Genomic DNA, 26,184 nt, shown 5'->3' with positions numbered 1-26,184 from the left:
ATTCTAACGCTAGGCGTTAGTATGGAAATTGTGGCTAAAGAAACAATCAGCGAAAAGGAGCTGCAGCGCCGCTTTGAAGCGGAAGCGCTGCCCCTGCTAGATCAGCTCTACGGTGGTGCCTTGCGCATGACGCGCAATCCCCAAGACGCTGAAGACCTAGTGCAGGAGACCTACCTCAAGGCCTATAAGTCCTTCCATTCCTTTACTCCGGGCACGAATCTCAAGGCATGGCTTTATCGCATCATGACCAATAACTACATCAACTCCTACCGCAAGGCGAAGCGCCGGCCAACGGAGTCCTCGGCTGATGACTTGAGTGATTTTCAGCTCTATACCACCGCCGGACATGATTCCACCGGTCTGGAATCCGCCGAGGTAGCCGCGCTCAAGGACATGCCGGATTCCACCATTTCAGAGGCCATGAATGACCTGCCCGATGATTACCGCATGGTGGTTTACTACGCGGATGTGGAGGGCTTGGCATATAAAGAAATTGCGGAAATCATGGACACTCCTTTGGGCACAGTGATGTCTCGGTTGCACCGGGGAAGAAAACTACTCCGAAAAGCGTTGAAAGACGTGGCACGAGAACAAGGTATTGGATTAGAACACCCAGACATGGAGGAGAAGTAATGGAACGCGCAACGGAACACAACTGTGGTGCGTGTAGCTCCCCAGAGGTACAGGCCCTCCTGTGCGAGCTTCTCGATGAATCCACCACCTATGCCCGCGCGCTCGCCATCCGCGAGCACATCGCCCAGTGTGATTTTTGTCAAAAGCGCCTCGAGAGCGAGGAGATTATTCGTTCGCTGGTGCGCAACTGTTGTAACGGACAGGCCAAGGCGCCGCAGGCGTTACGCCGCCGCATCTCGGTTGAAATCACCCGCATCGAGACCACCTGGTAGTGCGGACATACGGCACGGGCTGCTAAGCGGCCTGCGCCGATTCGGCAAAGCAAAAGCCCGGCTCCTACGGTCTGTGATGACCGAGGGCCGGGCTTATGTGCTGTGCGTTATGCGCCAGGACGCTTGCCGTGATTAGCGGACTTCTTGCGGCGATCCTTGCGCTTGCGACCACGCTTGCTCATTGCGCACTCCTTCGTTGAGGGTAACTGAACTTTATTCAACTTTAGCGGCTAAGGGCGCCGAAACGAAAATTGGGGGCCGATGATTAAGCGGAAACGCGGGCGCGTCCACGGCCGCGGTTACGGCGGCGCTTGAGGGCGCGGCGCTCCTCTTCAGATAGACCGCCCCAGACGCCGGCGTCCAAGCCGGACTCCAGTGCCCACTTCAGGCAGGAAGAGGCAACGGGACAACGGTTGCAGACCAACTTGGCCTTAGCGATTTGGGTAAGTGCAGGACCAGAATTGCCTACTGGGAAGAACAGCTCGGGGTCTTCGTCGCGGCAAACAGCTTCGTGGCGCCAATCCATGATTGATATCTCCTAACAAAAATTCGACAGCAGAAAGCACAAGCACTTTTCATAAATGAAAAGCAACCAATGCCATGGGTGGGTGGTTGTGTGAACTGGTCTGCGCGCAGTGGGGCCCGGTCTCGAGGTCGGGCCAGCGTCGCCGCCGCCAATGGTCCACATTGTGGTTACTTGAAGTTTCCTTCAAGTTAAGAAGAGGTTTACGTCCTCTTTCTTTTTGCTACCCAAGAATCATGACATGTTTACTCAGGCTCCGCTAGGGGTAGAGGCGAAAATGTGGTAAACATCACTGAATGGAAAGTGATGTGGGGGTCATTTAGATAGACGCTGGAGTTGAAAGAAGCCTGTGAGAAACGCGCTGAACTGGCGCATTGACTGAAACTACTTGAGTGTGGTGACTGGAGAAGCGTCAAATCTGTCCGGTTAGCCCTTGCCCCCGCGAAACCTGAGTGGCGCACAAGAAAATGGCGTTGCCCGTGAGTAGACTGTGGGCTTGTGTCCAAACAAAACAAGAAGGTAAACACAGAGCAAAATGCTGCCTCCACGCGGTCGATTAGTGGGGAAAAAAAGACCCAGCACGGGGCGCCGCAACCAGTCCTCGTGGCCGCAGCACTCGCCGTGATTCAGTCCATCGCCGTAATCTGTTTTGGCATCTTCCTGATCGTGCGCGAATTGACCGGTGCGGAAAACGGCTCCATGGTGTCGGATTCGGGCTCTGGAAGCTTTGTGGGGCTAGGCACCGCACTCTTTATCTTTATCGTGTTTGGTTTTGTCATCATTGGCGCTTGGGCCATGGTCAAGGGAAAGCGCTGGGGTAGGGGAGCCATTATTTTGGTGGAGCTAATCTTGGCGGCTAGCTCCTTCCAAATGTTTAGCGGTGGATCGCCGCTACTGGGCGCGGTGACATTGCTGAGCGCCGCAGTGGTCATCTTCTTGCTGATGTTCGTACGCGCCTCCACTGAGTGGGCGGCAGCAAACTTCTAAAGTCATCTTCACGTGTAAAAAGGCCGCGCCCGGGAAAACCCGGAATGCGCGGCCTTTTTATGCGATGGTGGGGTACTAATCGGCGCTAAGGCCCACTACCTTATCGCCGCGGGCTTCCACAATGGTCTCGCCCGCTAAAGTGAGATAAACGGCACCGTGGTAGGCGCCGCGGTCAACCGGGATGGTTCGCAGGGTCTTGCCAGTGGACCAGTCCATGACTGCAATTCCTTCTTTGGTAGGCACCAGCATCTGCTCGTTGACAGCGATGGGGGTGCCGATGGCCTCTTCCACGATGCGATCAACCGAGAGGTCGCTCGGCTTAAAGAGGTAAAGCCGGGAGCCATCAAACCAGGTCATATGGTGCGGCAAGTCCGCAGTTGCCGGCGCGAAGGGGGAGTCGCCGGTGTCTATAGCCGGAGAAGGCTCTGCTGGGGAAGAGTCGAGCTTTTTACCTTCATTGTTATATGACTCGATGGAGGGGTGTGGTCCTGGCCGGTATACGGCGGCGGCCTTTTGGCCTACGGCGACAAGGCGGGCGCCATCGGTAGCAATGTCCACATCGGCGGCGATGTCCGGTTGACGGGAATCATCGGGGGTGGTGTCTTGGAAGCGCAACCAGGTGGTATTCGGCTTATCGGGGCAGGACTCGGTCAGGGCTAAGTTCTCGGTACGGGTAAGGGCCGAGCTGAGCGTGCAATCCTCATGCGGTTGCTTGTCCGGTTCTTGTTTTGCCTCCACGTCACCGTATTCCACGGTACGCACCATATCCGAGCGCCACAGATCGATGCGGTCGGTGGAGGCCGTTCCTACCCGGTCATTGGAGGATATGGGTACTACCTCGTCCGAATTTATGGCACTACGGGTGCTGTCATACTCACCAGTCGCGGCATCAATCGCCACGGTATCTCCGCAGCCCACACCGGTCTTATAAGTAGCTACTATCTTGCCCCATGCAGCAGACAGTGAGCACAGTTCGGCGTCAGTGCGCTCATAGGTCCATGCTTCGGAACCGTCCGGATTGGTAGCCGTGAGCGTGTGATCCGCATGCGTGATGGTCAGGCCGTGCGCCGAAACCGCCCGGTATTGGCCAGGCACCGGTTCATTGGGGAGGCTGAAGGACTCGTGGAGGTTAGTCGGAACTGTGGAAAGTGCGGGTGCATCCTTTTCCCCAGGAACGGCCGCCTGGCTCAAATGTGCCTGATTGATATTGGCAGTGACGGCTGCACCGCCTACCGCGATGGCGCAGACCACGGCAATGATGCCGGTGGCCTTCCAATCAGAGAGCGTGGAACGCAAAATGGGAGCCTTAGTCATCGGCGGCCTCCTCGTCGGCGCCGGGAGCTGCCGCGGCGCGCAGTGGTACGGGTGGGGGATTTCTCGCGGACTGAAACCTGGCCTACAACCTTGGTCTCGGGGCCTACGGTCTCCTCAGCATCCGCGGGGATGTCTAGCGCTTGGGCCAGCTCTGGGGAAGTAGAAAACCATTGTGGCGGCTCCGGCTCTCCCAAATCCAGCTCATCGTTAATGACTTGCCATTTGCCCAGCTCATCGTAGCCCACCAAGGTGATGGCGGTACCGGTATGCCCGGCGCGACCCGTGCGACCAATACGGTGGACAAAGGTCATTGGATCATCTGGTACCTGGTAGTTGATGACGTGAGTGACATCATCGACGTCGATACCGCGGGCAGCAATATCGGTGGCGACCAGGATGTCTACCTGGCCGGAGCGGAAGGCCTGCAGGGATTTCTCGCGGGACTTTTGCCCAAGGTCGCCGTGGACGGCTCCCACGCGGAAGCCGCGCCGGGCGAGATCATCGGCCAAATGGGCGGCCGCTCGCTTGGTACGGGCGAAGATGATGGTGCGCCCGCGGTCGGCAGCCTGCAGGGCGTGCGCGACGATGGCAACCTTATCCATGCGGTGAGCTTGGAAGGTGACCTTGCGGGTGGAGGAATGAGTGAAATCCTGCTCGCCCGATTCGGCGCGGATATGGATGGGCTTATCCATAAAACGGCGGGCCAGCGTTAAAATCGCGCCCGGCATCGTAGCGGAAAAGAGCATGGTCTGGTGCGCATTGCCATCCAGAGCCTGCAGGATGGCCTCCACCGAGGGTAAAAAGCCCAAATCTAGCATCTCGTCGGCTTCATCGAGTACCAAGATGGCCACGCGGTCTAGTTGCAGATTGCCGCGCTCGTGGAGATCGATCAGGCGGCCAGGTGTACCGATGATGACATCGGCGCCCTTATTGAGCTTTGTGATCTGTTCCTCGTAGGGCCGGCCTCCGTAGATGGAAACCAAACGCACCGGTATGTCAGCGGCGGCTACCTGCAGGTCTTTGGTGACCTGCTGGGCAAGCTCACGGGTGGGGACCACCACGAGGGCGCGCGGGGTGCCATCGAGCTCTTCGATATCGGCATCATCAAAGACACGATCCAAAAGCGGCACGCCAAAGCCGTAGGTTTTGCCCATGCCGGTGCGCGCTTGGCCAATCAAATCCTGACCGGACAAAGCGATGGGCAGGGTTAATTCCTGGATTGCAAAAGTACGCGTGATGCCACGGGTGGCGAGTCCATCGCAGATTTCGGCCGCAACGCCGAGTTCCGCGAAGCTCGGTGGCTGGGATTTTATGTCAGACACACCTTGATAGTAGCCGGGATGGTTATAGTGGGGCCATTGACAATAAAACTCTAGTTAGAGGAGGAACCCTCATGGATATCAAGTTTGGCTTCGCAGACACCGCTCGCGAGCTGGTCATTAGCGCTGCAGGTGACCAGGCTGACCTGACGCAGAAGATCAATAGCGCCCTGGCGGATAACTCCACCTTGGAACTGGAAGATGACAAGGGCCGCAAGTACCTCGTGCGCACTGACCGCGTGGTCTACGTTGAGGTGGGCATTGCGAAGAAGCACGCCGTGGGATTCGCCGGCGCCTAAAGACGAGCGCACCGGTCTGCTGATTCAGATTTTTAAAAATAAACGGGTAACCTAAGGCCCCATGGAAGACAGGGAGACTCGCCACGCTCACCGGAGCCAGGGCCATTCGCCGGACCACCCTAATGCGGTGGTCCGGTTTGCGCGTCAATATGGCTGGTGGCGCGTGGTGGCTATCCCTTTGATGATCGCCTTGACCATCTGGTTCATTGTCGATATCGCCACCGCTTCCTCCTCTGAAGAAGGGGCGGAAGAAACTACCACAGCTGCCCCGACGAGTGCCGAGAAAATCGGGCCTGATCCGGCTGATGCGGAAGCGGTCAAACGGGAAATTAGTGAGATGCCGCCCGGTGGGGCGTTTACCAAGCAGGGAAAGGGCACTTTCCATGAGGTGGGCGAGCCCGGCGCCGTAGCCGGTAAGGGTGGCGCGCAGAAGGTGCGCTATTCCATCGAGGTGGAAGATGGCCTCAATACCGCACCGTATGGCGGCGATGATTCTTTTGCAGCCATGGTGGAGGCCACCCTTTCTGATCCGCGCGGCTGGACCGCGCACAAGGACTTCGAGTTCGAGCACGTGGCCTCTGATGCGGATCCAGATACCCGTATCCAGCTGACCTCCTTGGGTACCGCCGCGGAGCGGTGCGGGGAGAAAATTGAAACGGAAACCTCCTGCCATACCACCATTACTGGCGAGTCCACCACGGTTATTAATGAGGCTCGCTGGGTGCGCGGTGCGACGCCGTTTGAAGGCGATATGGGTAACTACCGCCAGTACGTTATTAACCACGAGCTGGGCCACGCCATTGGCTATGCGGCCCACCAGCCGTGTGGTGGGCAGGGCAAGTTAGCTCCGATCATGATGCAGCAGACCTTGGATCTCAATAACAAGGCATTGCACGATCGCAAGCCCAGCGAGGTCTATCCTGATGAGGACGTGACCTGTGCAGCTAACCCGTGGCCTTTCCCCAACCCGGATAATAAGGATCCCCACCAACCCGAATAGGAGTTAAGGATGCCGCTTCCCCCAGAGCATGTTTTAAGCGCCTTTCACGCGGAAACTGGTGCTACCGGTACTCGCCGCGCTCAGGGCGATCAATTAGGCCCGGTGTGGGATAACGGCATCAAGGTGGGGGACGTGGTCTATTCGCAGGCCAGTCCTTTTGCTGCATGGTCCGCCAAGACGCGCGAGCGCCTAAGTGTGCAAGGCGCCCGGGTTTCCCGGCCAATTTTATCTAGCGATGGCCGTCATACGGCCGCTGGCTGGAAGGCCACGCAGTTTATTCCGGGGCAGGTCCGGGGGCGCATTGATGAAACCGCACAGATGGCGCTGCGCCTTGATACGGCTATGGCCGAGGTGGCACTTCCCACCGGGCAGCGTGACGATGTCTTTGCTCGCGCGGAGCGCGCCGCGTGGGGAGAAACGGGGGAGGCCTATCGCCCAGCTCTGCTTGCCGACGTCCCTCTTATCCCCGCCCACACCGCTCTTCTCACCACCACGGTCTATCACGGCGCCAACCCGCCGGGAATCGTGGACATTGTGCCGAGCGAATTTCCGCGCCCAGCCGGTTGGAGCGCCGCCCTAGTCATCGTCGACGGGCTTATTGCTCAGGCGGTTGATGATGAGATCTGCCAACGCTTTAGCCACGTGCCGGGCATGCAGGAGCTGCTCTTGCGTGCAGTGTCGTATCGTCGTCATATCAACGATCTGCATCCTGCTTCGCGTTCAAACGCGCGTTCGCACATTGAACGGGTGGAGCAATATCTGGTGTCGCGGGCATCTGCCATACTGGAGCGGTGAGTTACGACCCCCATTCCACCGCGCGTGCGGGAGTGGTCCTCCCACCGTCCCCGCAAGTGCGCCTCGTTCCCCGTACCCCGTCCGCCACGGCCCGCAGCTGGCGGGTTGACCTGCCCGAATCCGGTTCCTGGAAAGTAACCGGTGCGGCAGGCAGTGGCGTGTCGAGCTTCCTTATCGATACCGTCATTCATGCCCTGGACAGAGCCCAGGAAACTGGCGCGGATCCCTCCGGCATTCTCGTTATTGCGCCCTCGAAGGAATCCGGTGCCCGATTGCGCCGCGAACTTTCTGAACGCCTCGAGAATTACGCCGCACAGACCTCAATGGTGCGGTCTGTGCACTCCTTGGCTTTTGCGTTACTGCGCACGGCGGCCGAGGAGGAGTTACGGCTCATTACCGGTGCGGAACAAGATGCCGTCATTCGGGAGCTACTTATCGGTCAAGCAGAGGACGGCCACGGTTCCTGGCCAGAAGAGATGCGCCCCGCGCTGGAATATGTGGGCTTTGCGCGGCAGTTGCGCGATTTCCTTTTGCGCTCCATTGAACGAGGTCTGGGCCCAGGAGACCTGGAGCGCCTAGGCCACGAATATGGCCGCCCTATGTGGTCCGCCGCGGGCGAATTTCTGCGCGAGTATGAGCGCGTGCAGCTCCTCTCCCGTTCCCATTCATACTCTGCTGCAGAGTTGGTTACCGCGGTTCTCCAACGCCCTGAATTACTGCGCGATCATCCCTTCCACACCATTGTCGTCGATGATGCTCAACTGCTCGACCCCACCGCAGGAAAGCTCATTCTTGGGCTAGCTGCGCAGGCCAACCTCGTAGTTGTGGGTGGAGATACAGCCCAATCTGTCTTTGCCTTTCGTGGTGCTAGCTCGCGCTTTTTGCAGGACTTTCCAGCCGAGCATGACATTGAGCTCACCGAGTCCTACCGCAGGCCCACACCGGCGTGCATCTCTATCGTGGATTCGGACGGTCGGCTGCGCGACGTCGTAGCTAATACCGTGCGCCGCCGCCACTTGGAAGATGCCGTGCCCTGGCGCGACATCGCTGTCATTGTGCGCTCTACTAGTGACATTGGCCAAATGCGCCGCACCCTCCTAGCCGCCGGTGTGCCCGTACATATCAATCCCACCGACGTTGTCTTGGCCGAACAGCGTTTGGTCTCCGCTGTGCTGCTTGCACTGCGCGCCTTGGAGGAGGAACTATCTAACTCTGAGTTGGAAGAACTACTCACCGGACCTGTGGGTGGCGCCGATCCTGTCACCCTGCGCCGACTGATCCGTGGCTTGCGCCGCTGGGATTCCACCACTCGGGGCATCGATAGCCTCCGGGGCCTTCTCTACGGCGAGCTCCCAGACTTCAACGGACAGCTCACTGAACGGGAATATTCGATCCTCGAACGCGTTCGTGCAGTGCTCAGTGCCGGCCGGGAAGCGCTCACTTCCGGCGCTTCGGTGGAGGAGATTCTGTGGGCCGTATGGAGTGCTACCGAGCTGGACAACCGTCTACAGGCCTCGGCCTTGCGCGGTGGTGCAACGGGCTCGCAGGCCGACCGCGACCTAGATGCAATGATGGCGCTTTTTGACGCTGCTGGAGACTACGTAGAACGCCGCCCGGATTCTTCACTGAGCGCGTTTTTGACCCATATCACTGAACAAGAACTTCCCACTGGCGTGCGTGACCGCCGTACCGCCATCCCGCAGGCCGTAGAAATCCTGACTGCGCACGGTGCAGTGGGCCGCGAATGGGATACCGTCATCGTGGCCGGCGCCCAGGAAGGCAGCTGGCCTTCGCTAGGAGAGACTGGCTCCATCTTCGGGCAAGAAGATCTCATCGATCTCCTCGACCACGATATTGATCCCGATACTCCCGTCAGCCACATTGCCTCCCGCTTGGCAGAGGAGCGTCGTCTCTTCCACGTCGCTACCACCCGCCACCGAAAGCGCCTGCTCATTACTGCCGTGGAGAATCCAGAGGGCGATACGGTCTTCGAGCCTTCTCGGTTCATCGACGAATTCGCCGGACGTGGTGTCGATGTTCCCGGTCAAGCTGCGCGTCGCCAAGCAAAGCGGGCGCTGCGCCACGCTCAACTTCCGCGCGAATTGGGCCTCGATGTGCCCGAACCCGCACCCGTATCTTTGCGCGATGGTCTGGAGATTGATCCACTCGATGTTGCGGTGCTGTCCGTGCCGGCCTTCGTCGCGCAGCTGCGCCGGGTAGTTAGCAATCCGGAATCCGGTGAGGTTGAACGCAAGCAAGCTGCCCGCCAGCTCGCGCGATTAGCGGCGGCCGAAATCCCCGGCGCCCACCCGGAGCAGTGGTGGTCGGCGCGTTCCGTTGCGGCTGAACTGCCGTTGCATACTAGCGGCAGTTTATCGCCCTCTCGCGTAGAAGCGTTGCTCAACTGCCCGCTCAAGGCTGTGCTGGGCAATGTGGCTGAGGATCCAAGTACCGAGGAACACCTGCTCCGCGGTACGTTGGCCCACGCCTTCTTTGAAGCCATTGGCCGCGGTATGGATGCGGAAAAGGCCAAGCTTTTGGTGATGGAGGCTTTCGAGCGCATCCAGGACGTCCCGCAGTGGCAATTGCGATTCAAACTCGATGAGTTTTCCGCGCTATTGGACCGCGCCCGCGAATGGGCGCGCCAATCTGAGGTCAATCAAGAACTAGTGGGCGTGGAAATTCCTGTGGGCGTACATGTCGGTGAAGGCGTGCGCATCGGCGGCTATATGGACCGTCTCCTTCGCGATGAAGAAGGAAACTACTTGGTCGTGGACCTCAAGACCGGGAAAAACCAACCGGCCAAGAAAGAAGCCGAAGACCATGTGCAGTTAATGACCTATCAGCTCGCGCTTGCCCACGGTGCATTCGACGGCCATCAGGTCCACGACGGTGAAGGAATGCCGCGCCAGGGAGGGGTGCTGGTTTACCCAGGCGCAACCACTAAGAAGATTGGCGAGATTTGGCAAAGCGATAAATCTCCGGAAGCACTCGAAGAATTCGCCGCACTTCTGCCCCCGCTGGTGGAGGAAATGCGTGGTCCGCGCATTACTGCGCGTACCAATAAAGACTGCGACAAATGCCCAATTCGCTCCATCTGCCCCGTGCAGGAAGAAGGAAGGATGACCACCGATGCCTAAGAGCAACTTTTCCCCACAGCAAATCGCTGCGGCCTTGGGCAAGGATTTCCCGCCTACCGACGAACAAGCCCATGTCATTGAAGGCCCATTTAGCCCTAAACTCGTGGTTGCCGGCGCTGGTGCTGGCAAGACAGAAACCATGGCCTCGCGCGTGGTGTATTTGGTGGCCAATGGTTATGTGCGACCTGAACAGGTTCTTGGCCTGACCTTTACCCGCAAAGCCGCGCAACAGCTGGAGCAACGCATTCGCAGGCAGCTGATTCACCTGCGCGATTCCGGTCTCATCCCACCAGGCAGCGATGTGGCAGAAGCATTAGAAAACATTGCGCCGAAGGTATCCACCTATGACTCCTACGCCGGAGAACTCGTTCGTGAATACGGCCTATTAGTTCCGGTTGAGCCCACCGCGCGCATCATTACTGAGGCCGAGCGCTATTCCTTAGCCTACGATGTGGTGCGCAATTACACCGGCCAACTAGAAGACGATCGCACCCTAGCCACAATCACCGAGACCCTGCTGAGCCTCAGCCAGGATATTGATAACGGTCTCAAAGACACGAGCCATATCGCTGAGCATGCGCGCGATTTTCGCGCAGATATCGATAACCTTGACAAATCGAAGAAGAATGGCCCCGAATACTCTCAAAAGCTGCTGGGCTATATCCAGACACAGGAACGCCGCGTGCAGTACGTACCGCTGCTGGAGGCCCTGAAAAAGGAACAATCCGAGCGACAAGTCATCACCTTTGGCGAGCAAATGTCTGTCGCCGCCCGAGTAGCGCGTGATTATCCCGTGGTGGGCAGGCAACAATCCCAGCGCTACAAGGTTGTCATGTTGGATGAGTACCAAGACACCTCCTATGCCCAGCGCGTTCTACTTCGAAGCCTTTTCGGCGGCGAAAAAGATGAATTGTCGGTTACGGCTGTAGGCGATCCAATGCAGGCCATCTACGGCTGGCGCGGCGCGACCTCTGAAAACCTCACCGCCTTCGTGGAGGATTTTCCAGTCGCGCCGGGCACACCTGCTCCGAAGGACCAATTGACCACCTCGTGGCGCAACCCTTCGGGTGCGCTGGATTTGGCTAACTCAGTGGCGGAGAGGGTATTTGAAGGCGTTGAGCGTCCCGTGGATGAACTTTCTGCCGCCCCACATAAAGGCGAGGGTGAAATCCAGCTGGCCTACTTTGAAAGCGAAAATCGCGAGCGCGAATTTATCGCCGAGCATTTGAAAAAGCAGTGGGACAAACGCGAGGGAGACACCTTCAGCGCAGCGGTTTTGGTGCGGAAAAATAGGCAGTCCGCGCCAATCGCTGCGGCCTTAGACAAGGCGGGCGTACCCAATGAAATCATCGGTCTCGGTGGTTTGTTGTGGCAGCCAGAAATCCAGGATCTCGTGGCGATTGCCACGATGCTCGTACGCCCAGAAGATCTGTCTGCAGCAGTGCGGGTACTGGCTGGCCCTATGTGCGGTTTGGGGATTAGCGATATTCAAGCCCTCGCTTCGCGTCAACGAAACCTCGCCGGAGCAAGGGAGGAGCGCTTGCGTTGGGAACCAGGAATGGACCCGGAAGATTACCTGCGAGCGCAGTTGGAAGATGTCACCGCAGAAGAACCGGATCAGCGCGTTGGCCTTGCCGACGCCCTGGCTGACTTGGGGGAGAGGAACCGCTATACCCCACAGGGCCTTGCCCGCATGGAAGAGGTATCTGCCAAACTGCGGCACTTGCGCACCTATTCGCTATCCAAGCCGCTGGTGGACATCTTCGCTGATATTGAGGCATTGTTTAATATCCGTACCGAAGTCTTGGCGCGCGGAAGCGCGGGGGGAGCGACGCACCTGGATAAATTTGCCGATATCGTCGCTAGCTTCCACGGTGATTCCTTGTACGCACTCTTGGACTATTTTGCGCTTGCACTCGAAAAGGAAGACGGTTTGGACATGGGTGAGGTGCCTGCCGCAACGGACCGTGTGCAAATTATGACTGCGCATAAGGCCAAGGGCCTGGAATGGGAGCATGTCTGCGTGGTGCATGCTGATTCTTCTAGCTATAACGCGCAAGCGGAGACCTTCCTTAGCAGGATCGACAAGGTCCCGGGGGAGGACGACTATATTGAGGTCCCAGAGGATGCCGAAAAGCGCTCGCAGTTCCAAAACGCCTGCGAAGAATTTAAGAAAGCAGATAGTGCCCTAAAGGCGGAAGAATCTGCGCGCCTTTTTTATGTTGCATTGACCCGTACCGAATCCACGCTGACCGTTACTGGTTCGGGGACTAATAACCTTTCTTCAAGAAACAAGAAGGGGCCCTATGAATACCTAGAGCATTTGAAGGAGAAGTTCCCGCAGTACGTGGTGGAGTGGTCCGTGCCAGATGAACCGTCTGAGGAGGACTTTGGTGAGAGCGCACAGTTCCCAGCGCTGATGGCTAACCCGGAGGCAGTTGCCGGTGCCGATGCGGTGCTTGAGGCGATGGATGAACTTCCAGACCTCAGCCACGGTGAAACCTTTGAGTTGTGGGAGCAGGAAGCTGGCGCTCTTATTGAAGAATACAGGGCTCTGCAACAGCCGGTGGTAGACGTTGAGCTACCCAGCGAGCTGACTGCTTCTGACATGGTTGCGCTGCGGGCAGATCCACTCCAGTTCGCACGCAGGCAACGCCGTCCAGTGCCGTTTAAGCCGAATGCTTATGCCAAGCGCGGTACCGCCTTCCACGCGTGGTTGGAGGACCGCTTTGGCAGCCCTGCACTATTGAGCGAGGAAGAGCTGCCGGGTACTGATGAGGCGGCGGACTATGATTTGGAAGAGCTGAAAAAGGCTTTCTTGAGCTCGGAGTGGGCGCAACGTCAACCGGAATACGTAGAAGCGCCCTTTGAAATCACCATCGGTGAGGCCGTGGTGCGCGGGCGCATGGATGCGGTATTCCGCATGGACGACGGCACGTGGATGGTGGTGGACTGGAAGACAGGCCGCCCACCCCAAGGGGAGGCTATGGACGCCGCCAAGATACAGCTTGCGGTTTATGCAGAGGCGTGGCGGCGCATTCATGGCGGAGAGAAGATTCGCGCTGCTTTCTACTACGTGCACGATGGATATACCTTCGAACCCGCCCGCCTTCCCCGTGGGGAAGAGCTAAAGAAACTCCTTGAATCGTCAGTTGAGCACCAAAAGGGCTAAGGTATGTGGGCGGTTGCGTACCGCGCAATCCCTTGAGCAATCATTCGAGACTAGAAAAGAAGGCAGGGCTAGTGGCCAAAAAACGTGCGCAGGCAATGAAGTCGCGCTTTAAAAGTCGCTTCTTGCCGCAGGTCGAGCTGTCTTCACAGCCGGATCACGCGCTCATTGACGTCATTACGGTGCCGAGGGATGAAAATTCCAGCCCGTGGCGTCAGTTGGGCAAGCGTGTGCTGTGGGCTTTAGGCATTGTTGTCTTCGTGACAGTCGTGGTCTATTTGGACGGCGGTGGATATAGCGAGGACATGTCGCTTTTGGATTCCGCCTACTATGCTGCGGTGTCGCTAACTACAGTGGGCTACGGCGATATCGTTCCTGTGTCCCCGCAGGCCAGGTTCATTAACTTAACGCTTATTACACCTGCCCGCCTGATCTTCCTTGTTTTATTGGTTGGCGCGACCTTGTCCGTGCTAACGGATAAGGCCCGACGTACTTTCCAAATCCAGAACTGGAGAAAGCAATTGCGTAACCACACCGTCGTTATCGGGTATGGCACCAAGGGAGCCGGAGCGGTAGCCGCGCTGCTGGCCGATGATGTTCCGTCCTCCCAGATCGTGGTCATTGATACCAACCGTGCCTCCCTAGCTCACGCAGAGCACCACGGACTAGTCACCATTTTTGGTTCCGGCACAAAGCAAGACGTATTGAAGATCGCTGGGGTAGAGCACGCAAGCTCTATTGTTGTAACCCCATCTACGGACGATACAGCGGTGCTGTGCTGTCTATCCGTGCGAGAGCTTGCACCCAAGGCCAAGATTGTGGCGTCGGTTCGCGAGTCTGAGAACCGCCACCTGCTGCTGCAATCTGGTGCGGATTCTGTGGTCACCTCCGCTGAGACTGCCGGCCGACTACTGGGCCTAGCTACCGTGACCCCGACGGTGGTGGAGATGATGGAAGACCTGCTTTCACCTAATGAGGGATTCTCCGTGGCCGAGCGTGCCGTGCGCGAGTTTGAGGTTGGTTCTAACCCACGCCACCTGGCAGATATCGTGCTTGCAGTCTTGCGCAATAACGAACTGCACCGAGTGGATACCGCGGACGCCTCCGCGTTGAAGCCGGGAGACCGATTGCTGTATATCAAGCACGAGATGGAACAGCCCATTGAGGTCATGGACGATGATGACGAGGACTAAATGTTCCTCCCAGTAACTCCTAGTGGCCTCGTACCGGTTACGGGGGTGGGGGAGCCGGTGCTGGTGAAAGAGGTTCCCGGGGGCGTCGGCAAGCAGGTCGTGGTGGACCTAGGCACCTTGCAGGCATGCTTGGTCTCGGAGGATAGCGCCGGGAAGTTAGGCCGTTTAGAAAGTGCAACCTTCTTTGCAGACCAGCCGGTTATCCTGCAAGCCATCGCGCTTATCCGCAACCGACGCGAACAGCGCTTTGATCCCCGGACCGGACGCCAGCTGGACTACCCGGCGCCGGGAATCGTTGGGCGCGATCCGCACGACGAGAAACGGCTGGTCTTCCCGCGCTTGGATCCCGCCGTCATTGGGCTCATTCGCCTCAGCGGTACAGACCGGATTTTGCTGGCGCGTAATCGCCGCCGCAATAGCTTCTTCTCTTTGATCGCTGGTTACGTTGAACCCGGCGAGACTGCGGAGGCAGCCTTTGCACGCGAAGCGCTCGAAGAAACCGGGCGTAGGGTGGACCATATTCGTTATTGGGGATCGCAGGCGTGGCCACCGAGCGGCTCGCTTATGCTGGGCTTTTGTGCACAAACGGCTGATGTCCACCCCACCTGCCATACTGATGGGGAACTGGAAGAGATCCGGTGGGTGGAGCGCTCCGAGCTGCCTGAGCTTTCGCTTCCTCGTCCGGGTTCAATTGCACACACGATGATTATGGAGTGGTATCACGGTGACTAAGCCGGATTTGTCCCTGCTGGATGAAGATCAGCTGCGCGCGGCCACGGCACCGCGCGGGCCCGTGTGCATCTTGGCTGGCGCGGGTACGGGCAAGACCCGCACTATTACCTATCGCATCGCCAACCTGGTAGACCAAGGGTTTGTGAGCCCGCAACGCGTGCTCGCGGTGACCTTCACGGCGCGGGCAGCCGGAGAGATGCGCGATCGTCTGCGCACAATGGGTGTGGCCGGCGTACAAGCGCAGACCTTCCACGCCGCGGCGCGTCGCCAGCTGAAGTATTTCTGGCCCCAGGTAGCGGGGGACCTTCCGTGGCAGCTGCTGGATAATAAATTCCCGCTGGTCGCTCGCGCGGTGCGTTCGGTGGGGTTGGATAATTCCAAGGATATGATCCGTGACGTCCTAGCGGAGATCGAGTGGGCTAAGTCCGCGCTGGTGAGCGCCGAGGATTATGAGTCTGTGATCGCCACTACGGACCGCAGCGCTCCGGCTGATCCCGCCAAGGTGGCAGAGGCCTTTCGCCGCTACGAACAGTCCAAGGCCACACCGGACATGATGCACCTGGATTTCGATGACCTGCTCATGCACATCGCGGGTGCCATTGAAAATGTGCCGGCGATTGCAGAAACCTTCCGGGAGCAGTATCGCACCTTTGTGGTAGACGAGTATCAGGACGTAACCCCGCTGCAGCAGCGGGTGCTCAATGCCTGGTTGGGCGAGCGTGACGATCTCACCGTGGTGGGTGATGCAAATCAGACCATCTATTCCTTCAACGGCGCCTCCCCGGACTACCTGCTCAATTTCTCCCGCACGTACCCGGATGGCACCGTGGTCAAGTTGCAGCGTGACTACCGCTCGACGCCGCAGGTAACGGACTTGGCCAATCGGGTCATTGGCAAGGCCACAGGGCGTGCGGCTGGCACACGCTTGGAGCTGCAGGGCATGCGCGAGCCTGGTCCGGAGCCCACCTTTAAGGCCTATGAGTCTGAAGAGACTGAGGCCCAGGAGGTTGCTGGCCAGGTTCTCACACTGCTGGATCAGGGCGTGCCGGCCTCTGAGATTGCCATCCTCTACCGCATTAACGCTCAGTCGGAGCAGTTTGAGCAGGCGCTTGCTGACGCCGGAGTGGTCTACCAAGTCCGTGGCGGCGAGGGCTTCTTCCGCCGCCCGGAGATCCTTGAGGCCATTCGCGTTCTCATCGCCGCGACCCGTCGTGAGGACTTGCCGGATGATCCGGTGGCAATTGCTCGCGCAGCCTTTGTCGAGTTGGGGCTAAGCGCCACCGAGCCGCAGGGCGCGCAGGCCCGCGAGCGCTGGCAATCCCTCAACGCATTGGTAGGGCTCATCGAGAAGATTGTGGAATCGGCTCCTGGCATAGATCTCAACGGGGTGTTGGGAGAACTGCGCCGGCGCTCCACCGATAAACAGGCCCCAGCCATGGAAGGCGTCACGCTAGCTACCGTGCACGCTGCCAAGGGCTTGGAATGGGATGCGGTGTTCCTCGTGGGGCTGACAGAAAAGCTCATGCCTATCAACCACGCTATCAAGGCGGGCGATGAGCAGATTGAGGAAGAACGTCGTTTGTTCTATGTCGGCATTACCCGCGCCCGCGAGCACCTCGCACTGTCGTGGGCGTTGGCGAAGACCACTGGTTCGCGAGCCTCGCGCGAGCGTACCCGCTTCCTCGATGGAATCGTACCGGCGGCCGAAGACGCCTCTGGCAAGGGGACTCGCTCGCGCCGCCCGAAACGCTGCCGCGTATGTTCAGGTCTGCTGGGAACACCGGCCGAAAAAGTTATCGGCCGCCACGAAGACTGCGAGGGAGGCGGAGATGAAGAGGTCTTTTCTGCCTTGCGCTCGTGGCGTTCCCAGGTTGCGCGCGAGGAAAAGGTGCCGGCCTATGTTATTTTTTCCGATGCCACCCTGCAGTCCATGTCGGAGGAGCTTCCTGCCGATGAGGCAGAAATGCTGTCCATCTCTGGTGTAGGCCCCAGCAAGCTGGAGCGCTATGGCGCCCAAGTACTAGAGGTCATTCGTTCGGTGCGCAGCTAGCCAAGTTGGTTTTTCCGCCAAAACATACTGGGCATCGCGGATGCGCAATGATGGTGCGCTGCTGGTGGTGACCGTAGACATCGACTTCCCACTGCTGTCCAGGGCGCGGCTTCGCGGTCGGCGCTCCCGGCGGCAGTGGCCGCCCCATAAGCCGGCGAATGATCACCTGCGTATGCGCCGCGACCGCATCGAGCACCACAGCTTCTGGCGTGCGGCGCACGCGGGGTAATTGGGTGCTGATGATATTCCAGCGCGGGTCCGTATCCACGCGGGACAGGTGCGCACACAGTGGGCATGGGCCTCGGCCCTGCACGCGTACCGGCCCAATGATGCCACGATTGTCCAATAAAGACACCGGAAGCCACGTGGTGTCCGTCCCCGCCAGTGCATTGGCGCAATCCAGCGGGCAGTGCAGCTGGTCTACGGCCAGGACCGGATACATGCCGTCGAGGTCGTGGATATAGGAAAAGATATTGTCGTCCTCTAACGGGATGCGAACTTGGAATCCATCTGCCTCCAGGCGTGCGCGTAAGCCTTGCGCCAGTGCGGATTCTCCCATTAAGACAAGAGTGTCCGATTTCTCTACGGCCTCTTTATAAGGCCAAAGGATGCCATAGTCTAGTGCGTCCTCGATAAGGCTAAGCGCTGCGGCCTCATCTAGACCTGCGGCGCATAGTCTCCCAGACAAATCTTCTGGCCTCACTGGCTCGCGAGCGGTATTGAAGGCCGCCGCGACGGAAAGCGCGCTGCCCGTTTCTGCCACTCCAACGCGGGTGGCATCCATGCCAAATTGAACCACCGTTTCCTCGCGGCAAAACACTGCGCTGCCCGGCGCCAAAACTACCTGGGTGACACAAGCCCCCACGCCTATACCCCTTTCCCCGATGCATGTGGATTCCATTGCACCACAGGTACAATCACCTGTCATGTCGAGCACGCAGCCCCCCGCACCACAAACCCCAGAGGTCAAAGTCATTCGTTCCGCCAAGCGGAAGAAAACCGTGCAGGCTCGCATGGTCTCCGGGGTACTCGAGGTACGCATCCCCGCCTGGATGTCCGCTCGCGATGAACGCGAGGCAGTGGCGGATATGTTGGCGCGGGTAGAAAAGAAACAGGGCAGTAGCCGTCGCTCGGACGCGCAATTAGAAGAGCGTGCTCGGCGGCTTAACGCGGCTTTCTTAGACAGCCGCGCTACCATCGGCTCTATTCGTTGGGTAAGCAATCAAAATACGCGGTGGGGTAGCTGTACTACCTCCACCGCGGATATTCGGCTGAGCGACCGGCTACAACACGTGCCGGACTATGTGCTGGATTCGGTAATCATTCACGAGCTCACCCACACCTTCATCCCGCGCCACGGGCGGGATTTTTGGCAGTGGGCGGACAGGGCGCCCCACGCTGAGCGGGCGAAGGGCTATCTTGAGGCCTACCAGCGCTGGGGCTGCTAGTTTTCGTCGTCCTCGTTGCCCTTTTCTTTCTGCTCGTCTTGACCATCGGCTTCCCCGGTCTCATCGCCCTGAGTAGCAGAGGAATCCTCACCGTTTTTGAGCATTTCCTCCAGCTTGGCAAACTCTTCCTCAAAGCCCTCATCAGGGCCGTCATCCAATAGGGAGTCGATAAAGGCGGCAGGGTTATCTAGGTGCTCTGCAGTTGGCAGGAAGTCCGGGTGGTCCCACGCCTTATCGCGTTTTTCCGCACCCACGGCAACGGTAGCGCGGCGCCACAACTCAGCGGCCTCAGAAACCTTGGGGGCGTTGAGCTCGATACCAACGACCTTGCTGAAGGCGTTTTCGGCAGAACCACCAGTGCTACGGCGGTGCGCCCATGCCTGGGTTAGCTTCGAGGTGGATGGGATGCGCTCGCCCAGTGCCTCTGTGACGACGTGCTCGGCCCAGCCTTCCACCAATGCCAGTAGGGTTTCTAGGCGAGAGGCTGCCGCAGTGTTCTTGGACGTGATGCGTGGGGAAAGGTCCATGCCTTGCAGCTTGCTCATCGCATCCTGGATTGCCTGGGGATCGCCGGACTCTAGGTTGAGCTCGCGGGTGACTTCCTCCAAGTGGGAGGTGTCAATGACCAGACCGATGGCATATTCCTCCACAGAGGAGACGATACGCTCTACCAACCACGGCACGTGCTTGAACAGGCGCTGCCGTGCGGCCTCGCGCGCTGCAATATAGACCAGCACCTCTTGGCCAGGAATATTGAGCTCCCGGGCGACCTTCTGAATGGTCTGTGGCAACAGTGCCACAGTATTGGCCGGGGAGATGGGAAGACCGAAATCAGAGCCGGTCAACGCCTGCGCAGCCAAATCACCCAAGGCGTGACCGAGCTGCATGCCAAAGTTCATGCCAGACATCTGACTCATCATCTTGGTCATCGGGCCCATCATCTCGCGGGCTTCTTCCGGCATCGATTCCATCTGGGCATCATTCATATGCTCCGCCACCGGAGTGACCATGCGCTGCCAGGCCGGCATGGTTTCTTCCAACCACTGCTTGGAATCCCACGCCTTGGCCGTGCCGGAGGCGGTGGGCAGGTAGGTGGCGTCATCGAGCCACAGCTCCGCTAGGCGGACGGATTCCTCCACTGCCTTGGTATCGTCCGCGCTCACACCCTTTGACTGGGAGATTTGCTGCAGGGCGATGCGCTTGGCCATGTCGTAGTTAACAGGGCCGGAATTTTCCGGCGAGTTCATAGAAGAGCCCATGCCGGACAGCATCTGACCGAACTGGTTCAGCATGTCACCGAGGCCGCCACCATTAGCGCCGCCGAATGCGCCGAACGGGTTCTGGTCACGACGTCCGTCATTATCGTCGTCATCATTATTGGGGAAAGAAAAACCGAATCCGTTGCTCATGCGTCCTAATCTACCGACACCATCCGGCTAGTTTCCATGATCCCTGCTACGCTGACAGCGAACACGACGGCAAAGGTTGTAGGGTAGTGATTCGTGAATTCTCCTGCTAGCCGTCGCGTCCGCACCATCGCCTGGGGTGCTATCCCCGTCGTCTTAACCGGTGCGTTGGTATCGCTTGACCATATTCCCGGCACCGATGTGTCTTTGACCGTCCCCTATGCTGCCGAAGGCCCAGGCCCCACGGTAGACACATTGGGGGAGGTAGACGGCACCCAGGTCGTTGACGTTCAAGCCCCGAAAACCTATGACACGGATGGTCACCTCAACATGACTACGGTCTCCGTGCGTACCAATATGACCTTGGCCCAGGCGCTGGGACGCTGGATGATGACCGATGACACCATCGTGCCCATCGATACCGTCATCCCACAGAACATGAGCGATAAAGAAGTAGAAGAGTCCAATAAGCAGGCCTTTACTCAGTCCGAGTCCGCAGCGACTCTGGCAGCCATGGACTACCTGCATTTGCCGGTAAAGATCTCCATCGCAGAGGTGCTGGATAAGGGTGCTGCGCAGGGCAAACTGAAAAAAGATGATGTCATTACCGCCGTGGCGGGCAAGGAAGTCTCGGAGCCGGGTGAGGTTCAAGACATCATCAAGGAAAAGAGCCCCGGCGATAAGGTCACGATGACCGTGGAGCGTGGCGGCAAAAAGCACGAAGAAGAAATAGAGCTAGGGGAAAACCCCCACCAGAAGGGGCAGGCGATGCTGGGCATCGCCATGCTCTCGGTCCCTAAAGACGATATAGAGGTCACATACAACCTGCAGGATATCGGTGGTCCATCCGCTGGCATGATGTTTACCCTGGCGGTCATCGATAAGCTCAGCGAAGAAGACCTCACGGGCGGCAAATTTGTGGCCGGTACCGGCACCATTCAAGAAGATGGCAAGGTGGGCCCCATCGGCGGCATCCAACATAAAATCGCCGCCGCCCACGCAGCCGGCGCGGAACTCTTCCTGGCGCCACAAGATAATTGCTCCGAAGCCGCGGCGAGCGACCACGGGGACATGCCCATCGCGGAAGTGTCCAACCTGGATGAAGCGGTATCCACGATGAAAGACTTCGCGGACGGCAAGGAAATTAAAACCTGCCAATAAGCGGCCTACTTAGCTAGGCCCAGTTCCTTGATCTTCTCTTCCGGATCTTCCTGGTCTGAGGAGATCATCTGCTGCATGACCATGCCTTCTTTATTGTCCACCACGGTAATAACCGCCGTGGTGCCCAGCGTGGACCAGCCCACAACGCGGTCGCCGCTATCCTCAATGACCTGCGAGCTGCGCAGCTCAGTAAGCACCTGCGTGGTCTGCTTTGCCTTGGAGTGTGAGCGGAAGAACTGGAACTGACCTACCTTCGGCCCAGAGCAGTTATACGAGTCATCCCCGCCCGTGGAATCGCAGCGATCGAAGTGCGCGAAAAGCTCTTGCGGTGCCACGGGCGCGAAGATGTCATAGGCCTTGGACACAGACTTTTCCATTTTTTCGCTCCCAGGCTCTGTGCTTTCCGACGCCGCCTCCGAGCTCGCCGCCGCACTCGACTCGACGCTGGATTCAGCGGCGGACTTGGAGCTGGATGCGGTGCTGGTTTCCTCAGTGGCATCCGCCGCAGTGGGAGCGGACTCGGCGCTGGCAGTGGTGGTATCTACGGGGACGTCGGCAGGCGCGGCATCATCCGAGGAACAGCCGGCAGCGCTCACGCCTACCCCCAGCAGGAGTGCTGCTGCGGTAGCGCGGGTAGCGGTCAGGCGAGTGAGAGTAAAGCGTCGCACGGTAGGAAACTGCTCCTTAGTCGCAAGCGAGAATTGTCTTTCCAGTCTAATCTAGTTCATCCGGGTCCTGGCTCAGCCCATAGCGCAGGGCCGCGATAATCCCGGGTGCTACCTGGGGGCCGCCGCGCAGCTGGATGTCATCCTCCGCGAATGGCCCGGCTGCTTCCAACTCCTCTTCGGTGGGGCGCAGCTGCAGCAATGTGGTTTCAATCCCTTCCTCACGCAGCGCACCGGAAAACAGGCGCGCCGGGCGAGGGGAGGGGTCCTCGCTGGAGGTATCGCGGAACCTAATCTCTTGGGCCAGGATGACGCCGGCCACCTCCCGCGGCCAAGCCAAGCGGGAGACATAGTCGGCCAACTGCTCAGAACCGGGCTCAATGTTTTCAGGCACATTATCCTGCACGATAAGGGTAAGCGGCGCCGCATCTTCCTCATCGAGGGCGGCAAGCTGGTCTGCTACCAAGTGGGTAGGAACGAGCGCGAAGATAGTGGGGCGGGCGTCCCAGCCCTCTGCATGGACGAATTCCACGGCTTCGGTCATCGCGCGGTTTAAAGCTGGCTGTGATAATTCGGGGGAACTCATAAACATCCTTATTCGTTATCTGTGTATTGCTTCCTTAAGCTGGAAGAAGTCTACAGGTTTTAAATTCGCACTATTTGATTGGAGCTGGCGTTGTCCTTAGGGTCATCCACACCAGCCGCCCCGTTGAAGCGGCCCCCGCGGGTCGCGACAATCATTGCGGCCATCATTGCCCTCCTTTTGTTCATCGGCCCCATGTTTGTGGGCCTGTACACGGATTGGAGGTGGTTTGGTGCGATTGAATACCGGAACGTCTTCACCACCGCGATTATTGCGCGGATAGTGCTCTTTATCATCTTCGGCTTCATCGCCGCTGCCGTGGTGTGGGCCGCGGGCTTCTTTGCCTGGCGCGGGCGTCCGGATTCGCTCGACCTTGGGGACTTGAACTCGCCGGTGTATCAGTACCGCAAGTCCATTGAAAAGTCTATGGGCGTCTTCTTCAAGGTCATCCCCGCCATCGTGGGCATCATTGCCGGTTTCATCGGCCAGGCTAATTGGCGCACGGTCCTGCTATTTTTAAACGGCCAGGAATTCGGCCAACAGGACGCCCAGTTCCACCACGACCTAGGCTTCTATGCCTTCACGTTGCCGGTTTTGAAGATGGTGGTCAGCACCCTATCTATCCTGTTGATTTTGGCGTTCCTCATCGCGCTTTTCGGTCACTATGTGCTGGGTGGCATCCGCATTGGCAATAAGGCCGCAGGAGTTCGCGGCTCCATTTCCCACTCGGCTCGCCTGCAGCTGGCGATTACTGCCGGCCTGTGGATGGTTGTTCAGGTCATCGGCTACTGGTTGGAGCGCTACGAGCTCCTATATGCCCAGCACGATCTCTTTACCGGTGGTTCCTATACCGATATTCATGCCTACCTGCCGGCGAAAATCATCTTGATGATCATTGGCGTCTTTGTGGCGGTGGCGTTGTTTATGGCCATCGTCATTAAGGACCTGCGCATCCCGGGTCTGGCCGTGGTGTTGATGTTGCTGTCCTCGCTGGTTATCGGCCAGGCATGGCCGCTGCTGATGGAACGTTTTTCCGTGCAGCCAAACCGTCAGGCAAAGGAAGAAGAATCCATCGCCCGCAATATTGAGGCCACGCGCTATGCCTATGGGCTTACCGATGACCACGTCACCTATGAAGACAACTGGGGTGGGGACGAGGTCTCTGATGACAAGGTGGCTTCTGATAACGCCACCATCAATAACCTCCGCCTGCTGGATCCGGAGATTCTTTCTCCTACCTTCACCCAGATGCAGCAGCTGAAGAATTTCTACGGCTTCCCAGAGACGCTATCGATGGACCGCTATGAGATCGATGGTAAGAAGCGTGACTTCGTCGTTGCTGCGCGCGAGCTGGATCCAAATGAGTTGCGGGAGAATCAGTCCGACTGGATTAACCGTCATACCGTCTACACCCACGGCAATGGCTTTGTGGCAGCGCAGGCCAATAAGGTCGATGAGGTAGCCCGCGATGCGGGCTCTGCCCGCGGAGGCTTCCCCATCTTTACCGTTTCTGATCTGCAGACCCAGGCCGGTGAGTCGGAGGGCGAAGGCGAAACCCAAGACGCCGAGAAGTCTCTGGGCATCAAGGTAGACCAGCCGCGCATCTACTATGGCCCGGTTATTGCTGGCGCTGCCGATGGCATGGATTACGCCATTACCGGCAAGACTGGCGATAACCCGGTGGAATATGACACCGATAGCTCCACCTATACCTATGACGGCAAGGGTGGCGTCGGCATTGGCAATATCTTCGACCGCACTATGTACGCCGCCAAGTACCGCGAGCTGAACTTCTTGCTTTCTGACCGCGTCGGCAGCGAGTCAAAGCTCCTCTACGACCGCGACCCGCGCGAGCGCGTGGAAAAGGTTGCTCCGTGGCTGACCACCGATTCTGCTACCTACCCGGCCGTAGTGGATGGCCGCCTGAAGTGGATCGTCGATGGCTATACCACTTTGGAGTCCTTGCCTTATTCCCAGCGCGCTTCGCTTTCCGACGCCACCCAGGACACCCTCAATCCTGATGGCACGACCCAACGCCTTGTCAATGACAAAGTGGGCTATATCCGTAACTCGGTAAAGGCCACCGTCGATGCCTATGACGGCAGCGTGGATCTCTACGAGTTCGATAAGAATGACCCAGTGCTCAAGGCTTGGGAGGGAGTCTTCCCGGACGTCGTCAAGCCAGAGGCAGAAATCTCTGACGAGCTACGCCAGCACTTCCGCTATCCGGAAGATATGTTCAAGGTGCAGCGTGACCTGCTGGCGCGCTACCACGTGGATGACCCGAATGTATTCTTCAACAACGATGCCTTCTGGTCCGTGCCGAATGACCCCACTGCGGAGGAATCTCGCCAGCTCAACCAGCCGCCTTACTACGTGATGGCCGCAGATCCAGAGACCGGCAAGCCCAGCTTCCAGCTGACGACCTCTTATCGCGGCTTGAACCGCGAGTTCCTGTCCGCACACATGGCTGTCTCCTCCGATCCGGAAACTTATGGCGATATCACCGTGCGGGTGCTGCCGACCAATACGCAGACTCAGGGCCCGAAGCAGGCGCAGGATGCGATGATGTCTTCTGACCAGGTCGCCCGAGACCGCACCCTGTGGGAAGGCACTAACGACTTGCACAACGGTAACCTGCTGGCCCTGCCAGTAGGTGATGGCGAAATCCTGTACCTTGAGCCGATTTACTCGCAGCGCAAGGACCAGGCCTCTGCCTTCCCGAAGCTGCTGCGCGTACTCGTGTCCTATAAGGGCCGCGTAGGCTACGCCCCCACTATCGGTGATGCCCTTGAACAAGTTGGAATCGATGCCAAGGCTGCTCAGAATATTGAGGAAGTCGACGGCGATTCTGGCGAAAAGACCGACACCAAGGACGACAAGAATAAGAAGGATGCCAAGGAAGATAAGCAGTCGGCCCCAGCCTCCGCTCCTTCCTCTTCCGACCAGGCAGGCGCCATCGATGACATCAACAAGGCTTTGAAGGGCCTAGAGGATGCTCGCGATGGTTCCTTCGAGGAATACGGCCGCGCCCTGGATGAACTCGATAAGGCAGTTGAGTCTTATCAGAAGACGGAAAAGTAGTTCTTTCACTCTTTAAAAGCAGCGATTAAGGCACCTGCCCAGCGGATTTGGGTAGGTGCCTTTCCCTATGTATAGTTACATGAGTCGCCAGGACAGAGCGAATACACTTAGTGTTAACGTACTGTTCAAGCGCAGATGATGGAAGTCATCTCGACGCGGGGTGGAGCAGCTCGGTAGCTCGCTGGGCTCATAACCCAGAGGTCGTAGGTTCGAATCCTGCCCCCGCTACCAACTTCCGGGCCCCTACCAGTGGAAACGCTGGTAGGGGTCTCTTTCGTTTTATGCTGAAACTTGATTTCTAGCGGTCGTGGAAACACCTGACATGGGTTAGGTGATTGTGTGGAGTCGAAATGGGTTCCGGATTCTGTTGTTGTGGCGCGGTTTGCGTCGTTGGTTCGGGCTGGTAGTTCA

22 protein-coding genes and 1 tRNA gene are annotated in these 26,184 nt (G+C 58.4%); 15 read left to right on the top strand and 8 right to left on the bottom strand.

The window, feature by feature from the left end; all coding sequences use genetic code 11:
• The first annotated feature begins 21 nt into the window (after positions 1-21).
• Both MHK04_RS09165 and MHK04_RS09160 read left to right on the top strand, forming a co-directional pair.
• Positions 22-633: a sigma-70 family RNA polymerase sigma factor gene (locus MHK04_RS09165; RefSeq protein ID WP_023020790.1), complete on the top strand. Its 612-nt coding sequence runs from the start codon at positions 22-24 to the stop codon at positions 631-633.
• Positions 633-905, top strand: a complete 273-nt coding sequence (locus MHK04_RS09160; RefSeq protein WP_023020791.1) for a mycothiol system anti-sigma-R factor — start codon at positions 633-635, stop codon at positions 903-905. Before MHK04_RS09165 ends, MHK04_RS09160 begins: the two co-directional genes overlap by 1 nt.
• Before the next feature lie 107 nt (positions 906-1,012).
• Here MHK04_RS09160 and MHK04_RS12360 read toward each other — a convergent pair whose 3' ends face one another.
• Positions 1,013-1,087: a 50S ribosomal protein bL37 gene (locus MHK04_RS12360; protein WP_100067784.1), complete on the bottom strand. Its 75-nt coding sequence runs from the start codon at positions 1,085-1,087 to the stop codon at positions 1,013-1,015.
• Between the two features lie 83 nt (positions 1,088-1,170).
• Positions 1,171-1,431 carry a WhiB family transcriptional regulator gene (locus tag MHK04_RS09155; protein WP_005322377.1) on the bottom strand — a complete coding sequence of 87 codons (261 nt, stop codon included), beginning with the start codon at positions 1,429-1,431 and terminating at the stop codon, positions 1,171-1,173.
• A 495-nt stretch (positions 1,432-1,926) separates the two neighbouring features.
• On the opposite strand from MHK04_RS09155, the gene MHK04_RS09150 reads away from it, so the two are divergent.
• Positions 1,927-2,415, top strand: a complete 489-nt coding sequence (locus MHK04_RS09150; RefSeq protein ID WP_239208519.1) for a hypothetical protein — start codon at positions 1,927-1,929, stop codon at positions 2,413-2,415.
• Between the two features lie 75 nt (positions 2,416-2,490).
• Here the strand turns inward: MHK04_RS09150 and MHK04_RS09145 are convergent, their stop codons facing one another.
• Both MHK04_RS09145 and MHK04_RS09140 read right to left on the bottom strand, forming a co-directional pair.
• A complete protein-coding gene (locus tag MHK04_RS09145; RefSeq protein ID WP_200288054.1) occupies positions 2,491-3,729 on the bottom strand; it encodes an Rv3212 family protein in 1,239 nt (412 codons plus the stop codon).
• Positions 3,726-5,051, bottom strand: a complete 1,326-nt coding sequence (locus tag MHK04_RS09140) for a DEAD/DEAH box helicase (RefSeq protein ID WP_023020794.1) — start codon at positions 5,049-5,051, stop codon at positions 3,726-3,728. The genes MHK04_RS09145 and MHK04_RS09140 overlap by 4 nt, the downstream gene beginning before the upstream one ends.
• A 71-nt stretch (positions 5,052-5,122) precedes the next feature.
• Between MHK04_RS09140 and MHK04_RS09135 the strand changes: the two genes are divergently transcribed.
• The 8 genes from MHK04_RS09135 (at position 5,123) to MHK04_RS09100 (ending at position 17,426) form a co-directional block, all read left to right on the top strand.
• A complete protein-coding gene (locus MHK04_RS09135; protein ID WP_023020795.1) occupies positions 5,123-5,347 on the top strand; it encodes a DUF3107 domain-containing protein in 225 nt (74 codons plus the stop codon).
• A 61-nt stretch (positions 5,348-5,408) separates the two neighbouring features.
• On the top strand, positions 5,409-6,347 hold the full coding sequence (locus tag MHK04_RS09130; RefSeq protein ID WP_023020796.1) for a DUF3152 domain-containing protein: 939 nt from the start codon (positions 5,409-5,411) through the stop codon (positions 6,345-6,347).
• A 9-nt stretch (positions 6,348-6,356) separates the two neighbouring features.
• The gene (locus tag MHK04_RS09125) at positions 6,357-7,142 is read left to right on the top strand and encodes a hypothetical protein (RefSeq protein ID WP_023020797.1); all 786 of its coding nucleotides are present in this window, start codon (positions 6,357-6,359) and stop codon (positions 7,140-7,142) included.
• Between the two features lie 32 nt (positions 7,143-7,174).
• A complete protein-coding gene (locus MHK04_RS09120; protein ID WP_239208535.1) occupies positions 7,175-10,282 on the top strand; it encodes an ATP-dependent helicase in 3,108 nt (1,035 codons plus the stop codon).
• A complete protein-coding gene (locus tag MHK04_RS09115) occupies positions 10,275-13,454 on the top strand; it encodes an ATP-dependent helicase (RefSeq protein WP_239208521.1) in 3,180 nt (1,059 codons plus the stop codon). The genes MHK04_RS09120 and MHK04_RS09115 overlap by 8 nt, the downstream gene beginning before the upstream one ends.
• A gap of 71 nt (positions 13,455-13,525) precedes the next feature.
• Positions 13,526-14,644: a potassium channel family protein gene (locus tag MHK04_RS09110; RefSeq protein WP_408919123.1), complete on the top strand. Its 1,119-nt coding sequence runs from the start codon at positions 13,526-13,528 to the stop codon at positions 14,642-14,644.
• Positions 14,645-15,376 (top strand): NAD(+) diphosphatase, encoded by a 732-nt coding sequence (locus MHK04_RS09105; protein ID WP_239208523.1) that lies wholly within the window; start codon positions 14,645-14,647, stop codon positions 15,374-15,376.
• Positions 15,369-17,426, top strand: a complete 2,058-nt coding sequence (locus tag MHK04_RS09100; protein ID WP_239208525.1) for an ATP-dependent DNA helicase UvrD2 — start codon at positions 15,369-15,371, stop codon at positions 17,424-17,426. Before MHK04_RS09105 ends, MHK04_RS09100 begins: the two co-directional genes overlap by 8 nt.
• On the opposite strand, the gene MHK04_RS09095 is transcribed toward MHK04_RS09100, so the two are convergent.
• Entirely contained in the window at positions 17,404-18,291 is an 888-nt protein-coding gene (locus MHK04_RS09095) for a bacteriocin biosynthesis cyclodehydratase domain-containing protein (protein WP_239208527.1), read from the bottom strand. The genes MHK04_RS09100 and MHK04_RS09095 overlap by 23 nt on opposite strands.
• A gap of 61 nt (positions 18,292-18,352) precedes the next feature.
• On the opposite strand from MHK04_RS09095, the gene MHK04_RS09090 reads away from it, so the two are divergent.
• On the top strand, positions 18,353-18,874 hold the full coding sequence (locus MHK04_RS09090) for a M48 metallopeptidase family protein (protein ID WP_239208529.1): 522 nt from the start codon (positions 18,353-18,355) through the stop codon (positions 18,872-18,874).
• On the opposite strand, the gene MHK04_RS09085 is transcribed toward MHK04_RS09090, so the two are convergent.
• On the bottom strand, positions 18,871-20,283 hold the full coding sequence (locus tag MHK04_RS09085; protein WP_239208531.1) for a zinc-dependent metalloprotease: 1,413 nt from the start codon (positions 20,281-20,283) through the stop codon (positions 18,871-18,873). The genes MHK04_RS09090 and MHK04_RS09085 overlap by 4 nt on opposite strands.
• Positions 20,284-20,376: 93 nt before the next feature.
• On the opposite strand from MHK04_RS09085, the gene MHK04_RS09080 reads away from it, so the two are divergent.
• The gene (locus tag MHK04_RS09080) at positions 20,377-21,441 is read left to right on the top strand and encodes a YlbL family protein (RefSeq protein WP_023020806.1); all 1,065 of its coding nucleotides are present in this window, start codon (positions 20,377-20,379) and stop codon (positions 21,439-21,441) included.
• Positions 21,442-21,446: 5 nt separating this feature from the next.
• Here MHK04_RS09080 and MHK04_RS09075 read toward each other — a convergent pair whose 3' ends face one another.
• Together MHK04_RS09075 and MHK04_RS09070 are read right to left on the bottom strand one after the other, a co-directional pair.
• Positions 21,447-22,109, bottom strand: coding sequence for a beta-N-acetylglucosaminidase (locus MHK04_RS09075; RefSeq protein WP_239208533.1), 663 nt, complete (start codon positions 22,107-22,109; stop codon positions 21,447-21,449).
• Positions 22,110-22,155: 46 nt separating this feature from the next.
• Positions 22,156-22,692, bottom strand: a complete 537-nt coding sequence (locus MHK04_RS09070; protein ID WP_023020808.1) for a PPA1309 family protein — start codon at positions 22,690-22,692, stop codon at positions 22,156-22,158.
• A gap of 90 nt (positions 22,693-22,782) precedes the next feature.
• On the opposite strand from MHK04_RS09070, the gene MHK04_RS09065 reads away from it, so the two are divergent.
• Both MHK04_RS09065 and MHK04_RS09060 read left to right on the top strand, forming a co-directional pair.
• On the top strand, positions 22,783-25,773 hold the full coding sequence (locus MHK04_RS09065) for a UPF0182 family protein (protein ID WP_200288036.1): 2,991 nt from the start codon (positions 22,783-22,785) through the stop codon (positions 25,771-25,773).
• Between the two features lie 154 nt (positions 25,774-25,927).
• A tRNA-Met gene (locus MHK04_RS09060) sits at positions 25,928-26,004 on the top strand.
• Positions 26,005-26,184: the final 180 nt, after the last annotated feature.

Source organism: Corynebacterium nasorum (assembly GCF_022345765.1).
In the GTDB taxonomy this organism is placed as follows: domain Bacteria; phylum Actinomycetota; class Actinomycetes; order Mycobacteriales; family Mycobacteriaceae; genus Corynebacterium; species Corynebacterium kefirresidentii.
Note: the sequence above shows the minus strand (reverse complement) of the source record. Positions and strands in the feature narration are given on the sequence as shown.

Coding starts and splice junctions, on each gene's coding strand:
- MHK04_RS09090 (WP_239208529.1), top strand. CDS start 18,353: ATGTCGAGCACGCAGCCCCCCGCACCACAAACCCCAGAGGTCAAAGTC.
- MHK04_RS09155 (WP_005322377.1), bottom strand. CDS start 1,431: ATGGATTGGCGCCACGAAGCTGTTTGCCGCGACGAAGACCCCGAGCTG.
- MHK04_RS09165 (WP_023020790.1), top strand. CDS start 22: ATGGAAATTGTGGCTAAAGAAACAATCAGCGAAAAGGAGCTGCAGCGC.
- MHK04_RS09160 (WP_023020791.1), top strand. CDS start 633: ATGGAACGCGCAACGGAACACAACTGTGGTGCGTGTAGCTCCCCAGAG.
- MHK04_RS09085 (WP_239208531.1), bottom strand. CDS start 20,283: ATGAGCAACGGATTCGGTTTTTCTTTCCCCAATAATGATGACGACGAT.
- MHK04_RS09145 (WP_200288054.1), bottom strand. CDS start 3,729: ATGACTAAGGCTCCCATTTTGCGTTCCACGCTCTCTGATTGGAAGGCC.
- MHK04_RS09105 (WP_239208523.1), top strand. CDS start 14,645: ATGTTCCTCCCAGTAACTCCTAGTGGCCTCGTACCGGTTACGGGGGTG.
- MHK04_RS09135 (WP_023020795.1), top strand. CDS start 5,123: ATGGATATCAAGTTTGGCTTCGCAGACACCGCTCGCGAGCTGGTCATT.
- MHK04_RS09125 (WP_023020797.1), top strand. CDS start 6,357: ATGCCGCTTCCCCCAGAGCATGTTTTAAGCGCCTTTCACGCGGAAACT.
- MHK04_RS09070 (WP_023020808.1), bottom strand. CDS start 22,692: ATGAGTTCCCCCGAATTATCACAGCCAGCTTTAAACCGCGCGATGACC.
- MHK04_RS09115 (WP_239208521.1), top strand. CDS start 10,275: ATGCCTAAGAGCAACTTTTCCCCACAGCAAATCGCTGCGGCCTTGGGC.
- MHK04_RS09130 (WP_023020796.1), top strand. CDS start 5,409: ATGGAAGACAGGGAGACTCGCCACGCTCACCGGAGCCAGGGCCATTCG.